Annotated in this window: 24 protein-coding genes and 2 tRNA genes; 11 read left to right on the forward strand and 15 right to left on the reverse strand. The window is 51.3% G+C overall.

The window, feature by feature from the left end; translation table 11 throughout:
* The first annotated feature begins 41 nt into the window (after window positions 1–41).
* From ppsA to JL719_RS08000, 5 genes are all read left to right on the forward strand, one after another.
* Window positions 42–2,435 carry a phosphoenolpyruvate synthase gene (gene ppsA, locus JL719_RS07980; RefSeq protein WP_033157348.1) on the forward strand — a complete coding sequence of 798 codons (2,394 nt, stop codon included), beginning with the start codon at window positions 42–44 and terminating at the stop codon, window positions 2,433–2,435.
* 342 nt (window positions 2,436–2,777) lie between these two features.
* Entirely contained in the window at window positions 2,778–3,686 is a 909-nt protein-coding gene (locus JL719_RS07985; RefSeq protein WP_033157349.1) for a hypothetical protein, read from the forward strand.
* A gap of 302 nt (window positions 3,687–3,988) precedes the next feature.
* Window positions 3,989–5,248, forward strand: a complete 1,260-nt coding sequence (gene waaA, locus JL719_RS07990) for a lipid IV(A) 3-deoxy-D-manno-octulosonic acid transferase (RefSeq protein ID WP_033157350.1) — start codon at window positions 3,989–3,991, stop codon at window positions 5,246–5,248.
* 96 nt (window positions 5,249–5,344) lie between these two features.
* Window positions 5,345–6,556: an argininosuccinate synthase gene (locus tag JL719_RS07995; RefSeq protein WP_033157351.1), complete on the forward strand. Its 1,212-nt coding sequence runs from the start codon at window positions 5,345–5,347 to the stop codon at window positions 6,554–6,556.
* 142 nt (window positions 6,557–6,698) lie between these two features.
* The gene (locus tag JL719_RS08000) at window positions 6,699–7,313 is read left to right on the forward strand and encodes a hypothetical protein (protein WP_033157352.1); all 615 of its coding nucleotides are present in this window, start codon (window positions 6,699–6,701) and stop codon (window positions 7,311–7,313) included.
* A 76-nt stretch (window positions 7,314–7,389) separates the two neighbouring features.
* Here the strand turns inward: JL719_RS08000 and JL719_RS08005 are convergent, their stop codons facing one another.
* On the reverse strand, window positions 7,390–7,725 hold the full coding sequence (locus tag JL719_RS08005; protein ID WP_033157353.1) for a c-type cytochrome: 336 nt from the start codon (window positions 7,723–7,725) through the stop codon (window positions 7,390–7,392).
* A 207-nt stretch (window positions 7,726–7,932) separates the two neighbouring features.
* Window positions 7,933–9,324 (reverse strand): siroheme synthase CysG, encoded by a 1,392-nt coding sequence (gene cysG / locus JL719_RS08010; protein WP_033157354.1) that lies wholly within the window; start codon window positions 9,322–9,324, stop codon window positions 7,933–7,935.
* Window positions 9,325–9,398: 74 nt separating this feature from the next.
* Between cysG and JL719_RS08015 the strand changes: the two genes are divergently transcribed.
* Window positions 9,399–9,629, forward strand: coding sequence for a sulfurtransferase TusA family protein (locus JL719_RS08015; RefSeq protein WP_020482444.1), 231 nt, complete (start codon window positions 9,399–9,401; stop codon window positions 9,627–9,629).
* Between the two features lie 60 nt (window positions 9,630–9,689).
* Here the strand turns inward: JL719_RS08015 and JL719_RS08020 are convergent, their stop codons facing one another.
* The gene (locus JL719_RS08020; protein WP_033157355.1) at window positions 9,690–10,346 is read right to left on the reverse strand and encodes a histidinol-phosphatase; all 657 of its coding nucleotides are present in this window, start codon (window positions 10,344–10,346) and stop codon (window positions 9,690–9,692) included.
* A gap of 153 nt (window positions 10,347–10,499) precedes the next feature.
* Here JL719_RS08020 and JL719_RS08025 point away from each other — a divergent pair, with 153 nt between their 5' ends.
* Entirely contained in the window at window positions 10,500–11,027 is a 528-nt protein-coding gene (locus JL719_RS08025) for an RNA pyrophosphohydrolase (protein WP_033157356.1), read from the forward strand.
* On the opposite strand, the gene cpdA is transcribed toward JL719_RS08025, so the two are convergent.
* From cpdA to JL719_RS08075, 10 genes are all read right to left on the reverse strand, one after another.
* Complete coding sequence (gene cpdA / locus JL719_RS08030) at window positions 11,024–11,812, reverse strand: 3',5'-cyclic-AMP phosphodiesterase (RefSeq protein WP_033157357.1); 789 nt, start codon at window positions 11,810–11,812, stop codon at window positions 11,024–11,026. The two genes, JL719_RS08025 and cpdA, sit on opposite strands and share 4 nt — an antisense overlap.
* A 3-nt stretch (window positions 11,813–11,815) precedes the next feature.
* Window positions 11,816–12,268: a GDP-mannose mannosyl hydrolase gene (locus JL719_RS08035; protein ID WP_033157358.1), complete on the reverse strand. Its 453-nt coding sequence runs from the start codon at window positions 12,266–12,268 to the stop codon at window positions 11,816–11,818.
* A 36-nt stretch (window positions 12,269–12,304) separates the two neighbouring features.
* Window positions 12,305–13,618: an amino-acid N-acetyltransferase gene (gene argA / locus JL719_RS08040; RefSeq protein WP_033157359.1), complete on the reverse strand. Its 1,314-nt coding sequence runs from the start codon at window positions 13,616–13,618 to the stop codon at window positions 12,305–12,307.
* A 78-nt stretch (window positions 13,619–13,696) separates the two neighbouring features.
* Window positions 13,697–14,524, reverse strand: a complete 828-nt coding sequence (locus tag JL719_RS08045) for an AlbA family DNA-binding domain-containing protein (RefSeq protein ID WP_033157360.1) — start codon at window positions 14,522–14,524, stop codon at window positions 13,697–13,699.
* A 48-nt stretch (window positions 14,525–14,572) separates the two neighbouring features.
* A complete protein-coding gene (locus JL719_RS08050) occupies window positions 14,573–14,989 on the reverse strand; it encodes a PIN domain-containing protein (protein ID WP_033157361.1) in 417 nt (138 codons plus the stop codon).
* Entirely contained in the window at window positions 14,989–16,173 is a 1,185-nt protein-coding gene (locus tag JL719_RS08055; RefSeq protein ID WP_033157362.1) for an AAA family ATPase, read from the reverse strand. Before JL719_RS08055 ends, JL719_RS08050 begins: the two co-directional genes overlap by 1 nt.
* Window positions 16,174–16,274: 101 nt before the next feature.
* Window positions 16,275–18,125, reverse strand: coding sequence for a dihydroxy-acid dehydratase (gene ilvD, locus JL719_RS08060; protein WP_033157363.1), 1,851 nt, complete (start codon window positions 18,123–18,125; stop codon window positions 16,275–16,277).
* A gap of 94 nt (window positions 18,126–18,219) precedes the next feature.
* Window positions 18,220–18,858 carry a TIGR04211 family SH3 domain-containing protein gene (locus tag JL719_RS08065; protein WP_084153328.1) on the reverse strand — a complete coding sequence of 213 codons (639 nt, stop codon included), beginning with the start codon at window positions 18,856–18,858 and terminating at the stop codon, window positions 18,220–18,222.
* 47 nt (window positions 18,859–18,905) lie between these two features.
* The gene (gene argF / locus JL719_RS08070; RefSeq protein WP_033157364.1) at window positions 18,906–19,805 is read right to left on the reverse strand and encodes an ornithine carbamoyltransferase; all 900 of its coding nucleotides are present in this window, start codon (window positions 19,803–19,805) and stop codon (window positions 18,906–18,908) included.
* Window positions 19,806–19,807: 2 nt separating this feature from the next.
* Window positions 19,808–20,983 carry an acetylornithine transaminase gene (locus JL719_RS08075; RefSeq protein ID WP_033157365.1) on the reverse strand — a complete coding sequence of 392 codons (1,176 nt, stop codon included), beginning with the start codon at window positions 20,981–20,983 and terminating at the stop codon, window positions 19,808–19,810.
* Between the two features lie 272 nt (window positions 20,984–21,255).
* Here JL719_RS08075 and JL719_RS08080 point away from each other — a divergent pair, with 272 nt between their 5' ends.
* Together JL719_RS08080 and dhaL are read left to right on the forward strand one after the other, a co-directional pair.
* The gene (locus JL719_RS08080; protein WP_225893059.1) at window positions 21,256–21,768 is read left to right on the forward strand and encodes a hypothetical protein; all 513 of its coding nucleotides are present in this window, start codon (window positions 21,256–21,258) and stop codon (window positions 21,766–21,768) included.
* Between the two features lie 163 nt (window positions 21,769–21,931).
* Window positions 21,932–22,579 (forward strand): dihydroxyacetone kinase subunit DhaL, encoded by a 648-nt coding sequence (dhaL, locus tag JL719_RS08085; protein WP_033157470.1) that lies wholly within the window; start codon window positions 21,932–21,934, stop codon window positions 22,577–22,579.
* A 13-nt stretch (window positions 22,580–22,592) separates the two neighbouring features.
* Here dhaL and dhaK read toward each other — a convergent pair whose 3' ends face one another.
* Complete coding sequence (dhaK, locus tag JL719_RS08090; RefSeq protein ID WP_033157367.1) at window positions 22,593–23,579, reverse strand: dihydroxyacetone kinase subunit DhaK; 987 nt, start codon at window positions 23,577–23,579, stop codon at window positions 22,593–22,595.
* Window positions 23,580–23,612: 33 nt separating this feature from the next.
* Entirely contained in the window at window positions 23,613–24,434 is an 822-nt protein-coding gene (locus tag JL719_RS08095; protein ID WP_033157368.1) for an HAD-IIA family hydrolase, read from the reverse strand.
* Between the two features lie 192 nt (window positions 24,435–24,626).
* Here JL719_RS08095 and JL719_RS08100 point away from each other — a divergent pair.
* A tRNA-Phe gene (locus tag JL719_RS08100) sits at window positions 24,627–24,702 on the forward strand.
* Between the two features lie 23 nt (window positions 24,703–24,725).
* Window positions 24,726–24,801 (forward strand) — tRNA-Phe (locus JL719_RS08105).
* The last annotated feature ends 534 nt before the right edge of the window (window positions 24,802–25,335 follow it).

A 25,335-nucleotide genomic window follows, 5' to 3' on the forward strand; every position in this document is an offset into this window, starting at 1 on the left:
TGCTTATCAGGACAAGCATAACAACAGCCAAGGAGCGCAACATGTCCACGCACAATCAATACATCCGCTGGTTTGCAGAACTTACCATTAACGATATTCCGCTGGTCGGCGGTAAAAATGCCTCGCTCGGCGAGATGTATCGCGAGTTGGCCGCTGATGGGGTGATGGTCCCCAATGGTTTTGCGATTACCGCCGAAGCCTACCGTTATATGCTGGATCAGGCCGATGCTTGGCCGCGTTTGCACGCCTTACTCGACGACATTAATGCTGACGATGTTGCAGACTTGGCGTACCGTGCGCAACAGGCGCGCGATTTGGTGTATGCAGCCCCCTTGCCGGCCGATTTGCAGCAGCAAATTCTGGATGCTTTTGGGCAATTACAACAGCAATATCAAGACGATTTAACCGTCGCGGTGCGCAGTTCCGCAACCGCGGAGGATTTGCCGACCGCCAGCTTTGCCGGGCAGCAAGATACCTATCTGAATATTCGCGGCGGCCAAGCTTTGCTGGATGCTTGCAAGCGTTGTTTTGCCAGTCTGTTTACCGACCGGGCGATTCATTATCGGCTGGATCAGGGCTTTGATCATTTCAAAATCGGTTTGTCGATTGGCGTGATGAAAATGGTGCGCTCCGATTTGGCGGCCAGCGGCGTGATGTTCTCGCTGGATACCGAGTCAGGCTTCAGCGATGCCGTGTTTATCACCGGGGCTTATGGCTTGGGTGAAAACGTGGTGCAAGGCGCGGTCGATCCGGACGAATTTTACGTGCATAAACCCACGTTTGCACAAGGCTATCGGGCGGTATTGCGGCGCACGCTGGGCGCTAAAAAAATCAAGATGATCTATAGCGACGGCCGCACCCGCGAACCGATTCGCAACGTCGCCACCTCAAATCACGAGCGCCGACAATTTTGTATCGACGATGCGGAAGTGCTGCAATTGGCCGATTACGCGCTGAAAATTGAACGCCACTACGGCCGGCCTATGGATATGGAATGGGCCAAGGATGGTTTGGACGGCAAGCTGTATATCGTGCAGGCCCGCCCGGAAACCGTGGCCTCACAAAAGGTTGGCAATGTCTTGGAACAATATCAACTCAAACAATCTGGCGACACCATCGTCAAAGGCCATGCCGTAGGCAGCAAGATTGCAGTCGGGCAGGCGCGGGTGATAGACAACGTCGCCAAACTCGGCAGTTTCAAACCCGGCGAAGTGTTGGTGGCCGATATGACCACGCCGGATTGGGAGCCGGTGATGAAAACTGCCGCCGCCATCGTCACCAATCGCGGCGGGCGCACTTGTCACGCGGCTATCATTGCCCGCGAATTGGGTGTGCCGGCCGTGATAGGTTGCGAGAACGCGACGGCTGCGATAGCGAGCGGCAGTCTGGTCACGGTATCGTGCGCGGAAGGCGATGTCGGCAAAGTCTATGCCGGCCGGCTGGATTTTGACGTGACGCAGACGGATTTGTCGCAACTGCAGCGGCCAAAAACCAAGATCATGCTCAATCTGGGTAATCCGGAGCTGGCTTTTAAACTCAGCTTTCTGCCCAACGACGGCGTCGGTCTGGCGCGGATGGAGTTCATCATCACCGAGTACATCAAGGCGCATCCAATGGCGTTGATTCATCCCGAAAAAGTCGCGGATGCCGGCGAGCTGGAACAACTGCAGCAGCTGACCGAAGGCTATGCCCGACCGGAAGAGTTCTTTATTCAACGTCTGGCGGAAGGTGTCGGCACCATCGGCGCGGCGTTTTATCCGAAGCCGGTGGTGGTGCGGATGTCGGATTTTAAAACCAACGAATACGCTACCTTGCTGGGTGGGCGGTGGTTTGAGCGTGACGAGGCCAATCCGATGATCGGTTTTCGCGGTGCTTCGCGCTATGTGCACCCGGCTTATGCCGAGGGGTTTGCGCTGGAATGCGCGGCCATGAAGCGGGTGCGCGAGCAAATGGGCCTGAAAAATGTGGTGTTGATGATCCCATTCTGTCGGCGCATAGACGAGGCCGAGAGAGTATTGGCTTACATGGCAGAGCTGGGTTTAAAGCGCGGGGATGACGGCCTGGAAATTTACGTGATGTGCGAGATACCGAATAACGTCATCTTGATCGATGAATTCGCCAAATTATTCGATGGCTTTTCGATAGGCTCCAACGATTTGACCCAATTGACCTTGGGTGTGGACCGGGATTCGGAAATCGTTGCCAACGACTTCGACGAGCGAGATGCCGGCGTGAAGACGATGATTCGCCTGGCCGTGGAAGGTGCTCGCCGCAACGGCAGGCATTCAGGTCTTTGCGGGCAAGCGCCGTCGGATTACCCGGAAATGGCCGAATATTTAGTCGAAATCGGCATTGATTCGATGAGCTTGAATCCGGATACGGTGTTGCAGACTACCCAGCGTCTGCTGGATTTGGAACGTAGGTTGAGACGATAGCTACTCTGGGCGTTTGATGGCTCTATGACTTGCCGCTGATGTTTTCAATACCGTGTTACACCTAAATTTGTGTTGCTCTCGAACTTTGGTCGGAAACGGTTGCTCGAGTAAGGGAAAAATCTAAATTATGTTATTTCACCTGTTTTTTGTGAGCTAAATCACGGAATTTGATTAGGGGTTGAGAATAAGTAAATTCTAATTGTTTGTAATTAATACGTTTTATAGGTGGCATAAGGATTGCGTTAGGGAGACAGGCGCCTGTCAGTGATGGCTTACAAGATTGTTAAGTCCTGGGCTTAAGGTGCTTTCTCCCCAAAACTTAAGATTTAAGGTAAAAAACGTATGATCAAAACAAAATTGGCTAAAGCTGTTTCCATGGCGGTCGCGGGTGTTGCGCTTTCAGCGGGTGCATCTACCGCATCGGCGCACGTCATGTACAACACCTTCACGACAACGGCGGCCAGTGCAACCGATGGTTGGAATTACACTTATGACGGTCCTGATGTCGATACCATTGCTACCGGCCCTGAAAGCGGCGGTTATCAAGGTACCCAAGTGCCTTGGCTTGGTACAGCAGGCGGTGCGTTGCCGTTCGGATATACCGGTCGCGCGCATTTGAACTGGGCTGCGGCGATTCACGGACCAGGAACCTTGGAGGTGTCTGCCGCCGACGCACTCGCTGATTATGGCGTGGCAGCGGAAATTGATACGGGCGCCGGTGCTTGGAAAGATAATGGTCTCGATGCTAATGGCGTACCTACCGCAACAGGTCCAACCGGTTGGAAACACCAAATTGACATGGGTTTGATTAAATCCGACATCTCTACTGTACTGAGGCTGAACCTGACCTCGTTGGGCACCATTAACGGTAATTTTGGCGTTACCGTGTTTAAAGGTATGGATACTACCAACTCGGTAGCTTATAGCCACCACGGTAGTTGGAATAACACCGGCAAGCCGGAAAATACCAGCAACCCTTTCTACAACACGGGGGTTGGTTCCGGTATGGAGTACCTGACTCATGACGCTACCGTCGATGCCGTGAATTATCTTGAGTTTTTCGCAGAGGCAGGCCAAGTTTATACGATTGCGCTGGGTGGTAACGGCGTCGGCAGATGGAATGCAAACGTCTCCGGCTATGAGTTATCCATTGCCGCTGTGCCAGTTCCTGGCGCCGTTTGGTTATTCGGCAGTGCGATGGCCGGTATGATCGGTTTTGGCGGTCGCCGTAAAGCTGCTGTCGCGGCGTAAGGATGAAAGCATGCTGCAAGTCTGACGGTTTGTAGCGCAAGGAAATGTGGTTTTAGGAATAATCAGGAAGATTCGCCAGGGATGGCGTCTTTGTTACGGGGCGGCTAAGGATGTGGTCGACCGTTCCTCCCAATAGATTCGTCGCTATTGTGTGCCGAGTTCTAATCATAGTCGGTAGTTAAATTTTAGATTTACCCTTTGATATACTCCCTGGTATTTTTGAGGGTGTGCTAATGTCCAATGACGCAACGCTAGCTTTAAAACGCTTTGTTTCGCAGCTGGCTTACGGGTTTTAAAAGCCGATGCGTCGTCTCTATACATTGGTTTTCGGTTTAATTTTACCCGCCGTATTGTTCCGGCTTTACTGGCGCGGCATCAAAGCGCCGGCCTACCGGCAGCGTTGGCGCGAACGCTTAGGCATCTATTCCACCCCATCAAAGTGCGATGTCATTTGGTTACACGCGGTTTCGGTGGGCGAAGCAGAAGCGGCTTTTCCATTGCTGAAGCTATTGCAGGCTGAATATCCGGAAGTACCGGTTTTGGTCACCACCACCACGCCCACAGGGTCGGCGCGCGTTCAAGCTGTGCTGGCTGATCAAGTCGAACATGTCTATCTGCCTTACGATTTGCCATTTATAGTCGAGCGCTTTCTTAAGCATTTTCGGCCAAGGCTGGCGGTGATTATGGAAAAAGAGATCTGGCCGAATTTGTTTGCCGCCTGTGCGATGCAGGCGATTCCACTATTTGTGATTAACGCGCGATTGTCCGAGCGATCTGCGCGTTCTTATCAAAAAATCCCGCGGTTGGTTAAACCGGCTTTAGCTTGCGTGCACACGATTGCAGCGCAAACCGAGGAAGATCGCTCGCGGTTTATCGAGATTGGCGCCGAATCGACGCAAGTACAGGTGCTAGGGAATATCAAGTTTGATGTGACCATAGATGCGGCCACGGTTGCGGCTGGGCAGGCTTTGAAACAACAATTGTTTGCCCGGCGCTGGGTTTGGATTGTCGCCAGCACTCATCAGGGCGAAGAAGAGATATTTCTGGTGCTTTACCCGCTCCTTAAAGCATCGATACCCGAATTGCTATTGTTGATAGTGCCGCGTCATCCTGAGCGCTTTCAAGCAGTTAAAAGGCTCTGCGAACAGCAGGGTTTGGTGGTGGCGATGCGTAGCGAGCAAAAGCAGCATCACGAGCAAACCGATGTTTATATCGCGGACAGCATGGGCGAGTTAAAAATGTTGTACGCCGCTGCCGATCTGGCTTTTGTCGGCGGTAGTCTGGTGCCGGTCGGTGGTCACAACGTATTGGAACCGGCTGCCATTGGCGTACCCGTGTTATTTGGCCCGGAAATGTTTAATTTTCAGGAAATTGCTGAGCGCATTTTAGCCTTGGAGGGAGCGATACAGTGTCGTGATAGCCAAAGCCTAAGCGATGCAGTGTTGCGTCTCTATCGTGATGTGGCGTTTAGAAATAGGTTGATCGATAACGGCAGGTTGTTTGTAGAAAATAACCAAGGCGCGACAAAGCGGGTGGTGGGTTTGTTGGCGCAGTGCCTGTAGTTTTACGTATGGGTTAGGGTGGTTAGCGGGCAACTCGTTGAGGTTTTCCGTTATAATTCGCCCGTTTTTTAATTTGTAAAAGGTGTGAAGCGCATTATGTCGGATATTAAAAAAGTGGTGTTGGCCTATTCCGGTGGTTTGGATACCTCGGTTATTTTGAAATGGCTGCAAGATGTCTACGACTGCGAAGTGGTGACATTTACCGCCGACATCGGCCAGGGTGAAGAACTGGAACCGGCTCGCGCTAAAGCAACTGCTGCCGGCATCAAGGAAATTTATATCGACGATTTGCGCGAAGAATTTGCTCGTGACTTCGTATTTCCGATGTTCCGCGCCAATACCATTTACGAAGGCGAGTATCTGCTCGGCACTTCGATTGCCCGTCCCTTGATTGCCAAACGCTTGATCGAAATCGCCAACGAAACCGGTGCTGACGCGGTCTCTCACGGCGCGACCGGCAAGGGCAACGACCAAGTGCGCTTTGAATTGGGCGCTTACGCCTTGCGTCCGGATATTAAAATCATCGCCCCTTGGCGCGAATGGGATTTGAATTCGCGGCAAAAATTGCTGGATTATGCCGAACAGCACGGCATTTCCGTGGAAATGAAAAAGGGTAAAACCTCGCCTTATTCCATGGATGCCAACTCGTTGCATATTTCGTACGAAGGCCGGATTTTGGAAAATCCCTGGACCGAACCGGAAGAAGATATGTGGCGCTGGACCGTATCGCCTGAAAACGCCCCGGATCAAGCGACCTACGTCGAGCTGACTTATCAAAATGGTGACATCGTTGCTATCGACGATGTGCCGCATACGCCGCATCAGGTGATGGAAAAATTGAACAAAGTTGCCGGTGCTAACGGAGTTGGTCGTCTGGACATCGTCGAGAATCGCTATGTCGGTATGAAGTCCAGAGGCTGCTACGAAACGCCTGCCGGCACTGTGATGTTGAAAGCGCATCGAGCCATCGAATCGCTGACCCTGGACCGCGAAGTGGCGCACTTAAAAGACGAGTTGATGCCGCGTTATGCGTCCTTGATTTACAACGGTTACTGGTGGAGTCCGGAGCGGGCGCTGTTACAAACCATGATCGATGCCTCACAGGTCAACGTCAACGGCAAGGTCCGGGTGAAGTTGTATAAAGGCAATGTGGTTGTGGTCGGTCGCGCCTCGGAAACCAATAGTCTGTTCGATGAAAATATCGCCACTTTTGAAGAAGATGGTGGTGCTTACAACCAAAAAGACGCCGAAGGCTTTATTAAACTGAACGCCCTGAGAATGCGGATTGCCGCCAAAAAAGGTCGTTGATCGCGGTTTGTATAAAACAGGACATTTTTGATTTAGCTTGTATAATGCGCCGATGTATTTCCGGCGGGCATGGGGTGCCGTTTAGGCATCGCGTGCTCTAGGAAATCAATAGAGCTTCCCGATTAGCAACACTAAAAGAATAATGAGCGATATGCCTGAGATTAATCTGGATGATGTCAATACCGATAAGCATGAGATAGTCTATCTGCGCGCCCATCAGCATCAGGCGCTGATGAAGGCTAATCGCTTTTTGTTAATGCTGGTTCTGGCGTTGATGGCGGCGGTTTTTTTGTTGGGTTTTGTCTTACTGCCTAAACAAAATCTGTTGACCGAAATACAAAAGCATCAGGCTATCTCGGCAGTGTATGCCACGCAGAATCCGGCGCTATCCGCCGAAATCAGCGCCTTGAAAGGCCAGTTGTTCGGCTTGTTAAGCGGGTCTATCGACAGCAAGCTAAGAGCTCTGGAAGAGAATATCAAAAAGGGTAGCGTGGCCGATTCCCTGGAGACCATTCAGGATCTGAAAGGCGATGTCAAAATACTCACTACCTATTCCGTTGATTCGCCGGCAAAAGTGGAAGGTGCGGCTGCCAATCAGGCCCTGATTAAGGAATTGAACGACATTAAGGATTTGGTTTATCTGACCTTTGTGTCTTGCGGATTGATGATTGCGGCGATTGCCGGAGTTTGGCTACGCAACCGTTACCGCTTAACCCATCAACGCAGCCAACAGGCGTATCTCGGCCGTCAAGACTAACTTGTAGTATAACGACCATAAAAAAGCCGCTGTCCCGTGAGGGGCAGCGGCTTTTTGTTTGCTTGTAAGGCTACGATTATTTTTTCAGATATTCGTAAACTGCATCGATAGCTTGGTCTTCGGTGTAACCTGCTTTTTTCACAGGACCGACTTCCATGATAGCTGCAACAGCTTTAGGCATACCGTTTTTGCCTTCTTTCAGAACTTTAGCGAACTGGTCTTTAGGCAGTTTGCCGGCGCTGATCAAGGCCGATAATTGTGGGTTGGAAGCGATGTCATGGCAAGCGCCGCAGCCACGACCGAAAGCACGCTCATAAATTTTCGCGCCGATTTCTTCCGCTTCGTTAGCTGCAACTTGTCCGCTGATAGCGATCAAAGTTGCGCCTACTAATAAACCGAATGATTTTTTCATATGATTCTCTCGTTGTGTTTAAAAAAAGAACTGCATATTGTTATTTGCATAGGCAGTTCATTGGGAAATTAAGCGGGTAAAGGATAGGGAACTTTAGCGAAAAATTCAATCGATTTTCTCTGTCGTTCGCGCCTTTACCGGGTTTGCGGGCTGATTTTTCCAAGTAAAACTTAACATCGTCTGAAATAAGGAAAAATTCACACTTGCTTAGTTTTGGCCGGGTTGAAACCATTCCAACTGTTTGCGCAGGCGCACTACGGTGCCCACTATGATCAAGGTCGGTGGTTTAATGTCCGCGTTTTCGACACGTTTAGGCATATCGCCCAGGGTGCCGGTAATGACTCGCTGATGGCGGGTAGTGCCTTGTTGAATCAATGCAATCGGTTGATCGACCGGGCAGCCGTGATCGATCAACGATTGGCAGATAGTCTCCAGACCGACCAGACCCATATAAATCACGACGGTCTGGTTGGGAGAGGCTAACTGGCTCCAGTTCAGGTTGATATTGCCGTCCTTCAAATGCCCGGTAACGAAGGTGCACGACTGTGCATGGTCGCGATGGGTCAGCGGAATTCCCGCATAGCTGGCGCAGCCGGCGGCAGCGGTAATGCCTGGTACGACTTGAAACTGAATGCCTTGCTGCATCAGGGTTTCGATTTCCTCGCCACCTCGGCCGAAAATAAACGGATCGCCGCCTTTCAGGCGTGCGACGCGCTTGCCCGACAAAGCCAGATTCGCCAGCAACTCGTTGATCGATTCCTGCGGTAGACTGTGATTGCTGCGTTGCTTGCCCACGTAGATTTTCTCCGCGTCGCGGCGAGCCATTTCTAATATTTCCTGGGAGACGAGCCTGTCGTAGACGATCACATCCGCTTGCTGCATCAAGCGCAGGGCTCGAAAAGTCAATAAATCCGGATCGCCGGGGCCGGCACCGATCAAATACACCTCGCCGCGATTTTGTGTCTGCTCAGCCGCATCAAGTTTGGCTTGTAATTCTATTGCAGCTTGCTCGCGGCGGCCGGAAAACACCAATTCGGCGATGTGGCCTTGCAAGGCGTCTTCCCAGAATACCCGGCGGCGGTTGGGTTCTTTGAGTCGTTCCTTAACCAATGCTCGAAAATCCTCGGCAAACTGCGCCAGCAGCCCGAACGCACCGGGAATGGCGCTTTCCACCTTGGAACGCAGTAAGCGCGCGAGAACCGGTGACACGCCGCCGGAAGACACCGCTACGATTAATGGCGAGCGATCAACAATCGCCGGAAAGATAAAACTGCATAAATCGGGATTATCCACCACGTTCACCGGAATATTCTGAGCCGTCGCAGCTTGCGCAACCGTTTCGTTGACCGTGCGCTGGTTGGTGGCCGATATGACCACGCGCATGCCTTTCACATCGTCCGCAGCAAAGGCCTTTTGTTGGATTACTACTTGATTATTGCGCCCCATTTCCGCGACGCTGGCGCCAATTTCCAGCGCCACCACGGTAATACGCGCGCCGGTTTTTGCCAGGAGCTCGATTTTACGCGAGGCGATTTCGCCGGCGCCGACAACCAGGCATGGCTGGTCTTTTAGTTTTAAGAAAAGCGGGAAGTAATCCATGGTGCTTGATTTTCGTGGTCTGGGGTTGGTGTTATTATAAGCGTTGTCTAAAGAACAGTTGAGTGAACACCACTATGATCGAATTTGATTTGGAAGTCGATGCCAGCGGATTGCAATGTCCGTTACCGTTGCTGCGTTTGAAAAAGGCGATTATGGAAGTGGAAAGCGGCAGGGTAGTCAAAGTGATTGCTACCGATCCGGCGGCCCATTTGGACTTTGGCGTCTATATCGATCAGGCGGGACATATTCCGCTGAAGATATTCAAGGAAGCCGATAAACAAGTATTCTTTATACAGAAAAAATAGAAGCGATTCAATATTATAAAGGGTCAAAAGGGCGCTTCTTTTGACCCTTGTCCTCAGCTTTTATTTCCTCAAGCTAATAATCGGCCAGTTTGCTTGCCGAGCAACTTCCCGTAGTTTTTCGTCGGGATCGACAGCAACCGGTTGATCGACCAAGCTCAATAGCGGCAAATCGTTATGCGAATCGCTGTAGAACCAACTGCCTGCCAGCGTTTCCGTGGAATTGGCCAGCCAGTTGTTCAGCTGCACTACTTTTCCTTGCTGAAAGCAGGGTGTGCCGTTGAATTTACCGGTGTAGCGACCATCGACAAATTCCGGTGTGGTAGCCAGCAGGTTGTCGATACCGTATAGCTTGACGATAGGCTCGGTGACGAAGCGATTGGTGGCGGTAATCACCAGCAAGGTGTCGCCGGCCGCGCGATGCTTTTCCACCAAAGCCTGGGCAGCCTCCAGCATGATCGGCTCGATCAGCGTTTCGACGAATTCAGCGCGCCAGCGATACAGTTGCTCTGCGTCGTGTTGGGCTAGTGGCGCCAGTGAGAAATGCAAAAACTCAACAATATCCAGCGTGCCGTGTTTGTAATCCTCGTAGAATTTTTTATTAGCCTGTTCATACTGGTCTTTGTCGACAATGCCACGGTCGACTAAAAATTGGCCCCATAAAAAATCGCTGTCATCGGCGATCAGCGTGTTATCCAGATCAAAAATCGCTAAGCTCACGGCAAATCCGTCGTCATAAAGAAAAAAGTAGCGGCCTGTGGCGTCCGCCGGTTATTTGTGGAACAATTGCGCCATTCATTTTAATGGCCGTGCCGTTGTTAATTTTAACATCCAGGCATTAGCAACAGGGCGGCAAATAATACAGGTTTTTACATGATAGACTCGAAAGGATACCGGCCTAATGTCGGCATTATCCTTTGCAATGACGAGGGTCGTGTGTTTTGGGCAAAGCGCAAAGGCGCTAACTCGTGGCAGTTTCCGCAGGGCGGGATCGATGGCGACGAGGACCCGGAAACCGCGATGTATCGGGAGTTGTGGGAGGAAACCGGCTTGTGTGCAGAGCATGTGCAGTTGCTGGGGCGCACCCGTTATTGGTTGCGCTATAAACTGCCGGATCGGTATATCCGCAAAAATTCCACGCCCTTGTGCATCGGGCAGAAACAGATTTGGTTTATTTTGCGCTTGATGACAGATGAATCGAATGTCAGGTTCGATTGCGGGCACAAGCAGGAGTTCGATAACTGGAAGTGGGTGGAGTACTGGTATCCGCTGAAAGATGTGGTTTACTTCAAACGCCGGGTGTACCGCAAAGCGATGGACGAATTAGGAGCTTTTTTGATTGCCAATGACGTGGGAGTCAACGCCGAGAGTTATTTATCCGGAAGATTGGCGTTTGGTTAGTAACTGTGCTGGTTGGTTTGTAAGCCGCTCATGCTGATGGGCAGGTGATAGCATCTGGATCGCAAGTCGCCGTCATCCCCCAATTCGAAGATCCTGTAGCCGGGTGCTAGCGTGTCCAGTTCAAACTCGGTGGCAAACGGTTTGAACTGAAAACAGCTGGCCGGCGTGGCGTATATCGCTATTTGTCTATGACTAGTTTGCATTTCCTGATGTAAATGACCGCAGGTGATGGCTTTAACTTGTGGGAAGTGTTCCGCTATTGCTAGCAATTCCTCACCGTTCTCAATTTGCATCGTATCCATCCAGCTACTTTGGCTCGCAACGCAATGATGGTGTATCGCCAGCAGGGCGGGCGCGTCATTTGTGCTTAGTGTTTGCTGCAAAAATGCCAGTTCTTCCTGTGATACAAGCCCGCCAGGGCACCCGGTTTTTTGGCTGTTTAAGGCAATAATCTGCCAATTATTCAGCAGCAGGTGTTTGCGACAACTGACGAAGTCGGCGTTCAGTTCTGTCGTCATCAGTTCCCAGTCGTCGTGATTTCCTGGCAAACACAGGCAAGGTGTTTGATAAGTTTGCAGATGCCGGCAAATTCGCCGGTAGCTATCGGCGCAAGGGTCTTGGCCTAAATCGCCGGTCAATAAAATCAAATCGAACGGGCCGAGAGTAGCATGCGCGTGGGCCAGGGTTTGCTGGAAATACTGTTCGGTATCGATACCTAGCATACTGTCGCCGACATGGGGCAATATATGCAGGTCGGTTAGCTGCAAGACTTTTAAAGCGGGCATTGTTCAACGCAGATAGGGATAGTAGGCTTGGCTATTAGGGTGAACCTCGCTCAAGTCTTCGTTTTTGCCAATCCAGCGGTAAGTAGCGTGTTGTTGCGCCGGTAGCTGATTAATATCGATATCCAGCTGCAATTGATAACCTAAAACTACGTAATGAGTGCTTATATCCGGCTCTTTGGCAAAATTAGTCTCGTAGAGATGAGTGAAAGCCCCGAGTAGTTGGGCGCTGTCAATTTCGAAAGCTGTGCCCAGTTCAGTTGCGGTGATTCTGCGAAACGCTGCTTCCAAAGTTTCTGATTTGTAGATTCTGCCGCCGGGCACGAACCAATAGCCGGCCGCCGGTTCATTCACGCGCAAGCCCATCAATATTTCATCCCTGCTGGAGCGCACAATTAAGTCAATAGCGACTAGGGGGGTGTTTTTTACGACTGTCAGAAAATCCTGTTTATCGAGCATCCTATATTCCGTGAGCTGAGTGGGTGGAAGGTGATGTTAAACGTCTTTATACAATACCTTGGCATTGCGCTGATAGTTGTAAGCGCTTTTCATAGGTTCGGGCAAATCGTCGATTTCGCACGGCGCAAAACCGCGCTCGACAAACCAATGCACGGTTTGCGTGGAACGTACGAACAAGCGGCGAATAGTTTCGGATTTGGCTTTGTTGCTTAGATAGTCCAACAAGCTGTTGCCGCGCGCGCCTTTTTGATAATCGGCATGCACTGCCAGACAAGCAATCTCCGCACTGTTGCCGTCGGCCATCACATGAAACGCCGTGCAACCGATGATCAAGCCATCACGCTCGATGACTATATAGTCGCCAATTTCCATCTCTAGCTTTTCCCGCGAACGCTTGACCAGGATGCCTTGCTGCTCCAAGGGTTTGATCAACTCCATAATGCCGCCGATGTCGTCCAATGTCGCTGCCCGTATGGTTTCGAAGGCGTTAGAGCTAATCAGTGTACCGATACCGTCGCGGGTAAACAGTTCCAGGAGTAAGGCGCCGTCCACATGCCGATTGATCAAGTGCGCGCGCTGAACGCCTTTTTCGCAGCTTTGCATCGCGGCGCGCAAGGAGCGAGCGACTTCATCCGGAACAGTTGGTGTCTCTTGCAATAGTGCTGAAACCTGAGCCGTGGTGAGCTGTTGGATGGGGTGATTATCGCCAGGCGATACGCAATTTTGTTCGGTCAACAAAATCAACTTTTCGGCTTGCAAGGCGATGGCGACTTCGGTTGCCACTTCCTCGGCCGACAGATTAAAGATTTCGCCGCTGGGCGAATAACCGATAGGTGAAATCAGCACCACATTGTGTTGATCTAATTGTTGATGGATGGCTTGGGCGTCTATGCGCCGCACCTTGCCGGTGTGGCAATAGTCGATGCCATCCAGTACGCCCAAGGGTTTGGCCGTAACGAAATTGCCGGACGCGACACGTATTTTGGCGCCGGCCATCGGCGAGCCGGACACACCCATCGATAACAGGGCCTCAATTTCCACCCGTACCAGACCTGCGGCCTGCTTGACGTATTGCAGCGTGGTGGCATCGGTAATCCGCAAATGGTGGTGAAACTGCGGTGTGTTGCCATGCCCGGTGACTTGTTCGTCGATCTGCGGGCGAATGCCGTGCACCAGCACCAGCCTGACACCCAGGCTTCTCAGCAACGCGAAGTCGTGAATCAGATTGTCGAAATCCGGCTCCGTTACCGCATTGCCGCCGAAAAAAATCACAAAGGTGCGGTTGCGATGGGCGTGGATGTAGGGCGATGAATTTCTGAACCAATTAACGAAAGTTGATTGATGTTCCATGGAGTGTTTACGAATCGGTTGCGGGGTTGCTGGCTGCTTAGTGTAACTTTGCCAGCGTTAAAACCCAATCAGGGCTGGTTATTTGGTTTTTTTCCAACGGCTGGCCACATAATCCAGCGCTTCTTGAATGTTCAGGTCCCGAGTGCCGCCGCCGGTTCGCACGAAGAATTTGGGGGTGTTGCTCTGCGTCAGAAACACGGGTCGGTGTGAGGGGGAGACAATAACCCGGCAGACATCACGGTCGGCCAATTTATGAAAAAGCACGTGGATCAGCGGGCACAAGTCGGCCCCCAGATTGCTGGAGATCGCAGTCATCAAGGTTTGCTCGAAACCGTCTTGGTCGGGTTTTTTTAGGGTCTGAAAATCGGCCTCAAGGCCAATTATCTCACCGTTGTCGGCCACGCCGATCAGCAAGGTCCCGCCAACCGGACTGTTAAAGAAACCGGCCAGCGTTTTCATAATCACGCCTTCCAGGGCCCTATTGACCCGCTGCTCCTGAATATCCCAGCGCAGCGATGATTTAAACTCCAGCAACGGTCCTTCGCCTTGGCGGATGATGGTTGGTAAATCTTTTTCCAGCTCGACTTTCAACGCATCCAAAGCGACCAACCGCTTGTGCAGTATCTGATAAAAACCCAGCGACAGCAGACCCAGTATTGCGCCGATTTCGGCATAGAACAGAATCAGGTTGTTCTGATTAATTTGGCCGGTCATTACCTCTTTGAACTGGCTCAATACGAATTCGATAGAGGACAGCGGGTCAGAGTTGCGCTCGCGCGAGCTGATGTAATCGTAACTGGGCGCCAATAAAAATATTCCCATGCCGGCGCCTATCCAGCCGGCTATGAAATAGATTTTCAGCTTTTGTTTCCAGATATAGAGCAGTTGGAAGAGGAAGCGTTTCATTCCTGGGATAATGCTAAAAACATAGCATTGAGGCGGAAGTAAGAAAAATTAATTTGAACTTTGCCATTCTGTGTAGACCCTGGTTAATTTCTCCATATCCCTGTCACAGGCTAGCAATTCAAGTTGGTAATGTTGGGCTGTTATAAAGTGCAGAAAATCCATGGCAGCACATTTTCCTTTTAAGCTGATTCCTTTCGATTGGCTATATCTAGAAAGTTGGATGGCTTTGTCGTAGATTTCTTGCGTAATATCTAAAATCCCAAAGCTTTCGAAGATGGTTTTAAGTTGTTGAAAATTTTTACTGTTAGTCAGCTTAACAGTCCGCAATGTTTCCAAATAAACCAGTCGGTTAACGAATATTTCGCTTTCTTCGTCTTCAAGTATCGGTTTCAGTTTTTCGATTGCATCGGGTTTCTTTTTTTCGTAGGCATCGATAATCAAGTTGGTGTCGATGAAATACTTCATTAGCCTTCCTCTTGTAAATTATTTACAAGATCCAACAGCGCTGTTTTGGCCTTTTTTTGTTTCTCTTTATCGACATGATTGATTTTTTCTTTGTTAAGATCGACATTGAAGAATTCTTTCACAATGTCGGTTAAAAAATAGCTTTCAATATTGGCTACTGCTTTGGTTTTGACGAAATTTCCATCTCGAATCATCTCGTAGCCTTCGCCGTTTTTTAAGCCTGACAATACTAAAGGCGAGTGAGTGGAAATGAAGAAAGTGGTGTTCGGAAAAAACTCGCGTAGAACGCCGATAATTTTAGTTTGCCAACTGATATGCAAATGGGGTTCGATTTCGTCAATAAAAACGATGCCGTCTACTTCATTAAGATTGGCTTGGTCTGTCCAACCGCTAAAGCCTGCAACAATTTCCTGAAAGATTTTAATTATCGAAATAAAACCGGTAGAGAGCTTATCGAGTGGAGTATCGTTAATCAACAATTGCCCTTCGTAAAACATCAGTTTTAAAGATGAGCCGCCATCTTCGCGCCGATTGACTAAATCGAGTCCGGGCTCCAATCTATCCATAAGTTGAAGAACAGTCACGGCTTCCTGTTCCTTGTTTTGGTTTTTTACAACGAAATTTGGGTTAATGATCAGACGGGAAGCAAACCAATCGGCGATTTCCTGTTGTTCCAAACCATCACCATTCAGATAACTTAGCGTGCGTTCAAAGCTATCGGTAAAGCGGTGCTGCTTGTCCGGCAGAATTTTTATATTGCTACTGTCGATATTTTTCGAAAAGCCGCGATTCTTCGCGCCTATGAATACAATCGGTTTGTCGCAAACGAACGGAGTGTGGCCGTTGATATTGGGAATGCGTCCGAAACTAGTAAATCCCCAGTTTTGATGGGTCTTGTCTTTGATTTTAAAATTGTTTACTTCGAGTTCGAGAGGAAGTTTTAGATCGTATTCTTTTAATTTGTTGTATATGTGATTTTGACCGAAAAAATTCGCATACTTATAGCTTTTGTTTTTGGAAAACATGGCGTGCGAATAAATAAGAGATTTCGCCATGTTTTCCAGAAGCTGAGTTTTACCTATGCCGTTTTTCCCGATAAAACAGTAAATCTGTTTGTTTGCTTCCAGGGCTATATCAAAATCGAATCCTACGCCTAATCCTTCGGTTTTAAATGAGGTGATCATGATCTTCTTCCTAAAGCCCGATTAGAACAATTATGCCTGAATATAGATTAAGTATGCCGGGATAAGCTCAGTTTCTAGTCTGGAGAATTCATTCAATTCGCTTATTGTTCTTCCAGTTTAGCTAAATCCCGCACCGCACCCTTGTCGGCGGATGTGGCAAAAAAAGCATAGGCTTTCAGCGCCACTGACACTTTGCGTGGACGTGGCTTGGCTGGTTTCCAGCCTATTTGGTCTTGTTCGGCACGGCGCTGGGCCAGTTCCTCGTCAGATAACAAGACATTGATCGAGCGATTCGGAATATCGATACGAATACGGTCGCCATTTTTTACCAAACCAATCGCGCCACCAGCTGCCGCTTCCGGTGAGCAGTGGCCAATCGACAAGCCGGAGGTGCCGCCGGAAAAACGGCCGTCGGTCAATAGCGCGCAAGCCTTGCCCAAGCCTTTGGACTTGATGTAACTGGTTGGGTAGAGCATTTCCTGCATGCCAGGGCCGCCTTTGGGGCCTTCGTAACGCACCACCACCACATCGCCGGCTTTGACTTTGTTATTGAGGATGTTTTCTACGGCTTCGTCTTGCGATTCGACCACATGGGCGTTGCCTTCAAAGACCAGCAGGCTGTCATCGACACCTGCTGTTTTGATCACGCAACCATCCACTGCGATATTGCCGTGCAATACCGCCAACCCGCCTTCCTGGCTGAAGGCATGGTCAATGGAGCGGATACAGCCTTCGGCGCGATCAGTGTCCAGGCTGGGCCAACGGGTGTTCTGACTAAACGCTACCTGAGTCGGAATACCGGCGGGGCCAGCCATATAAAAAGTTTTTACGGCATCGTCGGGGTTGGCGGTAATGTCCCATTGTGTCAGGGCATCGCCGAGAGTTTTGGCGTGCACGGTGGGTACATCGGTGTGCAAGCGGCCAGCTCGGTTCAGTTCGGCCAGAATTGCCATGATGCCGCCGGCGCGATGCACGTCTTCGATATGATATTTGTCGGTGTTAGGCGCGACCTTGCACAATTGCGGCACAACGCGCGACATGCGATCAATATCCGCCATGGTGAAATCGATGCCGGCTTCTTGAGCAATAGCCAGCAGATGCAAGATGGTGTTAGTGGAGCCGCCCATCGCGATGTCCAGCGCAATCGCATTTTCAAAGGCTTTAAAACCCACCGCACGCGGTAGTACCGATGAGTCATTTTGCTCGTAATATTGTTTGGCCAGTTCGACGATACGGCGGCCGGCTTGTTTGAACAATTGTTCGCGATCGGCATGGGTGGCTAACATGGTACCGTTGCCCGGCAACGACAAGCCCAGCGCTTCGGTCAGGCAGTTCATCGAATTGGCGGTGAACATGCCGGAGCACGAGCCGCAAGTCGGGCAGGCAGAGCGTTCGACAGCCGCTAGATCGGTGTCGGATACTTTGCTGTCTGCCGCCATGACCATGGCGTCCACCAAATCCAGCCTCTTGATGTCCGCGCTTTCCGCCAACCGTACTTTACCGGCTTCCATCGGGCCGCCGGAGACAAAGATCACCGGAATATTGATGCGCATAGCCGCCATCAACATGCCTGGGGTGATTTTGTCGCAGTTGGATATACAGACAATCGCATCGGCGCAATGCGCATTGACCATGTACTCGACGCTGTCGGCAATCAAATCGCGGCTGGGCAGGCTATACAACATGCCGTCGTGACCCATGGCAATGCCGTCGTCAACCGCGATGGTGTTGAATTCCTTGGCGACGCCGCCGGCCAGTTCAATCTCGCGCGCCACCAATTGGCCAAGATCTTTTAAATGTACGTGGCCCGGCACGAACTGAGTGAAAGAATTGGCTACTGCGATAATCGGTTTATTGAAATCGCCGTCTTTCATGCCGGTGGCGCGCCACAATGCGCGCGCGCCAGCCATATTGCGGCCTTGAGTGGTGGTATGAGAACGGTATGCAGGCATGGTGATTCCAGATGAAAGCAAAAGCGGCGCTTAAACTGCCGCGGGAAAGGGCGTCATTTGAAGCAGGGCGGTCCTGCGGCTAATTCGTTTAAAACTAAAAACTATCCCAGCCGCTGGAACGGCGGCGCCAGCTGAGTTTGGGCAGAATAAAGCCCAGCAATACGCCGAATAAAGCCAAGCCGCCGCCGTACAAAAACCAGTCCTGGTTACTGCTGTCGGTCAATGCCTGATTTTCGCGTTTTAATTGTTGTAGTTCGCGCTCGACGGAGATGACGCGCTCCTGCAATTGGTCGCGCTGTTGTTTGAGTTGTATCGCATTGGCGGCGGTTTGCTGAAGTTCGCTAAGGTCGGCGCTGAGCTTATCGCGTTCTTTGCCAATTTCCTGGCTGTTGGCTTGTCCGGCTTTAAGTTGTTTGTTTTCTTCCTGCAGCGCTTCGAGTTTTTTGCTGACGGCTTCCAGTTGATTGCGGGCGCTGGGTTCGCCGGTCAGGTAGCGGCTGAGAATGAATCCCTCCGCGCCGCTGCTGGTTTGTATATAGGTATAGCCGTTTTCGGTACTTTCTTGCAATACGCTGACTGGGATGCCGTTTTCCAACATTTTGACTATCTTGGTGCGCTCGCTTTCGCCGCTACGTAATGGCACCTCGACTTTGTCGGTGACGTAGGCGGTTCTTGCCATGGCAAGCGGGCTAATCAGCAGACAGGCAAACAGGTAGGCAAAAGTTTTTTTCACAGTATCACTCTTCGTTCGGCGTAAAGAAAGCGGCGATTCTAGCGAAATTATCGGCAGATGAGAAATTCCAGTAGCGCTTTCTGAGCGTGCAGGCGATTCTCGGCTTCCGGAAATATCACGCTTTGTGGGCCGTCGATGACCTCGGCTGTCACTTCTTCGCCGCGATGTGCCGGCAGGCAGTGCATGAACAGCGCATCGGTTTTGGCGGCAGCCATGGTTTTGCTGTTGACCTGAAAATCCTTAAATACGAATTCGCGTTTTTTTTGTTCCTCTTCCTGTCCCATGCTGGCCCAGACGTCCGTCACCACTAAATCGGCTTGCTGTGCCGCTTGCTCCGGCGTATTGAAAAACGCCACTCTATGTCCGGCGGCATCGACGATACTTTGCTGCGGTCGGTAATCGACAGGGCAGGCGATGTTCAATTTAAAGTCGAATTGGCGAGCCGCATTGATATAGGAATGGCACATATTATTGCCGTCGCCGATCCAGGCTACGGTTTTGCCGGCGATGTCGCCGCGCAGTTCGAAATAGGTTTGCATATCGGCCAGCAATTGACACGGGTGCAGCAAATCGGTCAGGCCGTTGATGACGGGTACTCGCGAGTGCTTGGCAAAGGTGGTGACCGTTTCGTGATTGTTGGTGCGCAGCATAATACAGTCCACCATGCTGGAGATCACCTTGGCGCTATCTTCCAGGGGTTCGCCGCGGCCGAGTTGCGTGTCTCTGGGTGATAGAAACAGGGCGCTGCCGCCGAATTGGGCCATGCCTGCTTCGAAGGAGATACGGGTGCGGGTCGAGGATTTTTCGAAAATCATCGCCAGCACTTTACCTTTGAAGGGCTGATAGTCCGGGGTGCGATGCAATTTGAGCTGAATGGCCCGTTGAATCAGGTTGTGTAGTTCGGCGCTGGACAAATCCAGCAGACTGATGAAGTGTCTGGGTTGCATGGTTATTGTCTGCAAAATGCCTGAATGAGCGCTGTCAGGGTGTCTGTCAGCGTTGATATTTGCGCGTCGTCGATGATTAGCGGCGGCAGCAAACGGATAGTGTTGTCGGCAGTGACGTTGATCAATAAGCCTTCCGCCAAGGCTTTTCCGACCAATTCGCCGCAAGGCCGATCCAGTTCAATGCCTATCATCAAACCTTTATGGCGAATATCGACGATATGCGGGGTGTCTGCCAGTGCGTTTTTGAAGCGCTGGCAAATTTGTTCTCCTTTTGATTGCGCATCGGCGATCAAGGTGCTGGTTGATAAAGTTTCCAGTACCGCTAAGGCCGCGCTGCACGCCAGTGGATTGCCGCCAAACGTCGAGCCGTGATTGCCGGCTTGTAACACGTCTGCTGCTTTGCCGCGCGCCAGGCAAGCGCCAATCGGCACGCCGTTACCCAAGGCTTTAGCCATCGTACATACATCCGGCAGGATGCCGTTATGTTGATAAGCCAGAAAGCGCCCGGTACGGCCGGCGCCGGTTTGAATTTCATCCAGCATCATCAGCAGATTGTGCCGATCACATAGTGCGCGAATTTGGTTTAAGTAATCCGCCGCCGGAATATTCACCCCGCCTTCGCCTTGCACCGGTTCAACCAGGATCGCGACGATGTTTTTATCGGCGGCGAGAGCTGCTTCGATAGCCGGCATGTCGTTGTACGGCACATGGGTAAACCCGGCCAACAGCGGCGCGAAGCCTTGCTTGATCTTGGTGTTGCCGGTGGCGCTCAGCGTGCCCATAGTCCGGCCATGGAAGCTTTTTTCCATGGTCAACACTACTGGGCTTTCAACGCCTTGCTGGTGGCCGTATTTGCGGGCGATTTTTATCGCCGCTTCGTTGGCTTCGGCGCCGGAATTGCTGAAAAACACATTATCCATGCCGCTTAGCCCGATCAGTCTATCCGCCAGTTGCGACTGCAACTCTACGCCGTAAAGATTGGAGGTATGCAGCAAGGTTTTGCTTTGCCGGCAGAGCGCTTCATGCACGGCCGGATGGGCGTGGCCGAGGTTGCACACGGCAATGCCGGCCACCGAGTCGAGATAGCGGCGTCCATCGGTATCCCACAACCACGCGCCTTCGCCGCGTGTAAAAGTGACCGACTGGCGGGCATAGGTAGGCATGATGTGACTGGTCATTGTGCTAAGACTCTGAAAGTGTTTTGAAAAACGCTATTCGCTCGAAAAAAGCGCGCGATTATATTTTTTTCATCCCGCGTACGCAATAAATACTTTTCCTCAAAATCCAGTGTTTTGCCGGATGTCCGTAGCAATAGTGGAGCGATTTGCCCGAAATTTTCGCGTGTCTGGGCGTTTGTTATAAATCTGTAACATTGATGCTTTAAATTCTCGCAAATTAAGTTGTTTCGACCGGTTTGAGTTTGCCGGCGATTACTCACAAAGGACTTGCGTTGAACGACAACGAACATCTTTTAGACGATAAAAAGCACATCGTTTCGATTCGGTTGAACAATTCCGACCGGATTGCCGTGCGTGCCATGGCCGCTCGGCTGTTTGTGCGTGAGTCGGAATTGTACCGGTTTGCGGTCTACCATTTGCTGAATCGGTTACACAAGCTGCATGAAGACTCGTGTGTCGGTAGCGATTTGTTACCGTTATTCATCGAGTTTAAGGACGAGCTCAACACGCATTTGGGCTTAAAAAAGCATCAGCTATTCAAGATTTTTAACGGCAAGAACCCCGATCCGGAAAAATTCGTATCAATGGCCGATATTGAGCTGTTGTTATTGCCGCAACACGCGGTGCGTCAGCGCTTGCAACAAATGAACGAGGCTGCCGGGCAGCGCAGAGCCGACACCAACGCTTGGCTTTTGGAATATTTGAAGGATAAATATCACTTCAGCGTGTATGACGCGGATACGGAGTTGCCGTTTCTGGATGCGTTGGCGCTGGAAAATAGATAAATCGTCAGTCATTCAGCTATCTCGGCCGTCATTGGTTCGGCGGAAGCTGAGAATTTGCCAAATGTTCTCTAGCACAGTGTGTCTGCGAATGTGTATGGCTGGACAGTAATAGGGCGTTTTAGCTATGCTCAGCAAACTTATTGTTTTGTTGCGCGGAGGCGGCATGTCATTGACCCCATCTTTGTTTCCGGAATTGATTCAAGCGTTGATTGAGACCATTGATGCGCATGCCGAAGAAGTAACCGAACTGGATCAAGCGATAGGCGACGGCGACCATGTGTTTAATTTACAGCGTGGTTTGCAGGCCTTACGCGAGCATGCCGGCGAGATAGCGACACTCGACTGGGTTGCTGCGTGGCAGAAAATTGGTATGACGGTGATGGCTGCTGTCGGTGGTGCGTCCGGATCTTTGTACGCGACTTTGTTTATCGCGCTGGCAAAGAATGCTAAGGACAAGCTTATCGATCTTGCTGGGTTTTCTGATGCATTTTTGCAGGCAGTCGAGGCTGTGAAGCAACGCGGCAAGTCTGATGTTGGTGAGAAGACTATGCTGGATGTGCTAGGGCCGGTCGCCAAGGAGTTGCGGGAGCATGCGGCTGCGGGTAAGCCGCTGGCCGAGATTCTGGATAGCCTAAGCCTGGTGGCGGCAGAAGGCGTGGAAGCGACTCGGGACATGCTGGCCACCAAGGGCCGAGCCTCGTTTCTGGGCGAGCGCAGCAAGGGCCATATCGATGCCGGTGCCAAGACTGCGCAGTTGATGATCGCGGCGATTGCCGAGGTGTTGAAAAACGCCCAGGCGCAAGCCGCTTAGATTGTTGCTTGCTTCAACAACCCCAGCGCAACGCAGCGGTATTCACCGGCGCATCCCAAAAACCCAGCATTTCTTCGTCCAGCAGCGTCAGCGTTAGCGAACAACCTGCCATATCCAGTGACGTAGTAAAGTTGCCTACCAGAGAGCGCTGGACGATCACGCCGCGTTCGCTGAAATATTGCCAGGCCAATTCGTAAATCAAATGTAGCTCTATCAATGGTGTGGCGCCGAAGCCGTTCACATGCAGCAACACGGCTTGACCGGCGGCCGGTTGCAATTCGTCGAAAATATGTCCGGCTAATTGGTCGACAATTTCGCTGGCGCTCACCAGCTTCTTTGTCTCGCGGCCGCGTTCGCCGTGGATGCCGACACCTAACTCGATTTCGTCGTCGGCAATAGCAAAAGTTGGATGGCCCAAGGCCGGCACCGTACAACTGGTCAAGGCGACACCCATCGAAGCGGTTGCTTGATTGACCCGTTCGCCCAGTGCCTTGCAGGTGGCTAAGTCAGCGCCGGATTCGGCGGCGGCGCCGACGATTTTCTCGACGATGGTGGTGCCGGCCACACCTCTACGGCCTATGCTGTGGGTTTTGGGTAAGGAAATATCGTCGTCAATCAAAATGCTGGCGTTGGGCAGGTCCAGCATCTCGGCGGCCATTTCAAAATTCATGACATCGCCAGCGTAATTTTTAACGATGAATAACGCGCCAGCGCCGCCGTCCATGGCTTGCGCCGCGGCCAGCATCTGGTCCGGGGTTGGCGAGGTGAACACTTGGCCAGGGCAGGCGGCATCCAGCATGCCGACACCTACGAAGCCGCTGTGCAGCGGTTCATGGCCTGAGCCGCCGCCGGAAATCAGCGCGACTTTGCCGGTTTTACGCACGTTGCGATATACAAATCGCGGCTCAGGATTGAATTGCACGATGTCGGCATGGGCTTTGGCAAAGCCCTGCAGGCTGGTTTGCAGTAAGGTGTCCGGGCTGTCGATAAATTTTTTCATGATTCGCCTCCGCTGTTAGGGTGTGGAATGAGCTTAGAGTTTGCTGTGGCGCAAGCTTTCGGTGATGTCGCGTATGTCCGGCATAATCCAGGTTGGACCGAAATCCGCTGCAGCGACGTCTTGTTCGGTGGATACGCCGCTGAGTACCATCAGGCTGCGGATACCGGTGCGCACTGCGCCGAGAATGTCGGTATCCAGCCGGTCGCCGATGGCGACAGTATAGGCTGGGTCGACATTTAGCAGGCTCAATGCTTGTCGGTAAATGATAGGCTCCGGCTTGCCGATAATCATTGGTTTGATGCCGGTGGAAGCTGTCAAGCCTGCCAGAATGGCGCCGTTGCCGTGGGTTTCGCCGCGTTCGGTCGGTAGCGAAAGGTCGCCGTTGGTGCCGATGAAGTGCGCGCCGGCTCGTAGATTCAGAGTGGCGGTGGCCAGTTTGTCCCAGCTTAATTCTCTGTCCATGCCGCAAACAACCAGATGCGCGCGCTGTTCGGGCTCGGTCTCGTAAATTCCGGTAAGTTTAAATCCCAAATCCAATAGAGGCTGGCGGGCACCAATGCCGCCGATTACAAATACGCGAGTAGTCTGAGGATCGTAGCGTTCGGACAAATATAGCGCTGTGGCCATGCCCGAAGTCAGAATCTCATTCAACGTTACCGTTACACCCATTTTTGCCAGCTTATCGACATACTGTTCCGCTGTCAGGCTGGCGTTATTGGTAGCCAGGATGAAAGGCAACTCTAGGTCGCGTAAGGTCTGAAAAAACTCAACAAGTCCTGCTTGAGCTCGGTCGCCGTGCCAAAGTACGCCATCCATGTCTATGATTAGGGCGCGGATGTCGGTGAAAGCTTGCATAAACGGTCTCGGTTGCTTGGGTTGTTTAAATGGGGTTTGTGTCTGCAAAGTCTGATATTTGGCGCTAAAAATGTCAGGAATTTGCGGTGCGGAAGAATTGCATACATCACCGCCTGCTGTCCAGTTAGCCGGGATTGGTGGTATTTTCCTTGACTAATTGTTTGTAACCTAGTTTAATGCGCGGCTCTTGACGCCCAGGTAGCTCAGTCGGTAGAGCAGAGGACTGAAAATCCTCGTGTCGACAGTTCGATTCTGTCCCTGGGCACCATTCTGGTTTTAGGTTAAGTCGCTGCCCAGGTAGCTCAGTCGGTAGAGCAGAGGACTGAAAATCCTCGTGTCGACAGTTCGATTCTGTCCCTGGGCACCACCTGAACAAATATTCCCCTCGCAATAGCGTTTGATCGGCTAGAGTCTCTCAAATCCAAGATTTTCTTTGTTTCAGTCGGTAAGTAGCTGACGAATAGCGGCTCGGTTCAATGCCATACCTTTGGGCGATTTCGATGGTGAGCGAGCCTGTGGGCTCTGTCTCCTGTGTCATCCTTGTAAATTTCGGTGTGAATACAATTCTGTCGAGAGTGCAGGTTTCAGGATTTAGCCAAGTACTTGTAGGGTGGCGTGGAATGTCGATTTACATCCTTGAAAGATATGGTTATAATTCGGTTTTTAATTTTTCGCCGCAGTTTTCGAGGCGGTAAATTGTTTCCTGATAAGCGTGGTTTTTTGAGATTATTGTCTCGATAAACGAGTGAGTTCTCCTCAATGCTGTTTCAGGCGTGGTTTTGCTAAGAAAGCCCCTTTCAGGGGTTTTTTCTTTTGTGGGCTTTCGAAAAACGCGAAGCCCACGGGTTTTGGTTGTTTATGGAAGAGCCTGAGGCTCTTTTTTTTTGGGTTTGAAAAGGTG

The organism is Methylomonas sp. LW13 (assembly GCF_016865255.1).
In the GTDB taxonomy this organism is placed as follows: Bacteria; Pseudomonadota; Gammaproteobacteria; order Methylococcales; family Methylomonadaceae; genus Methylomonas.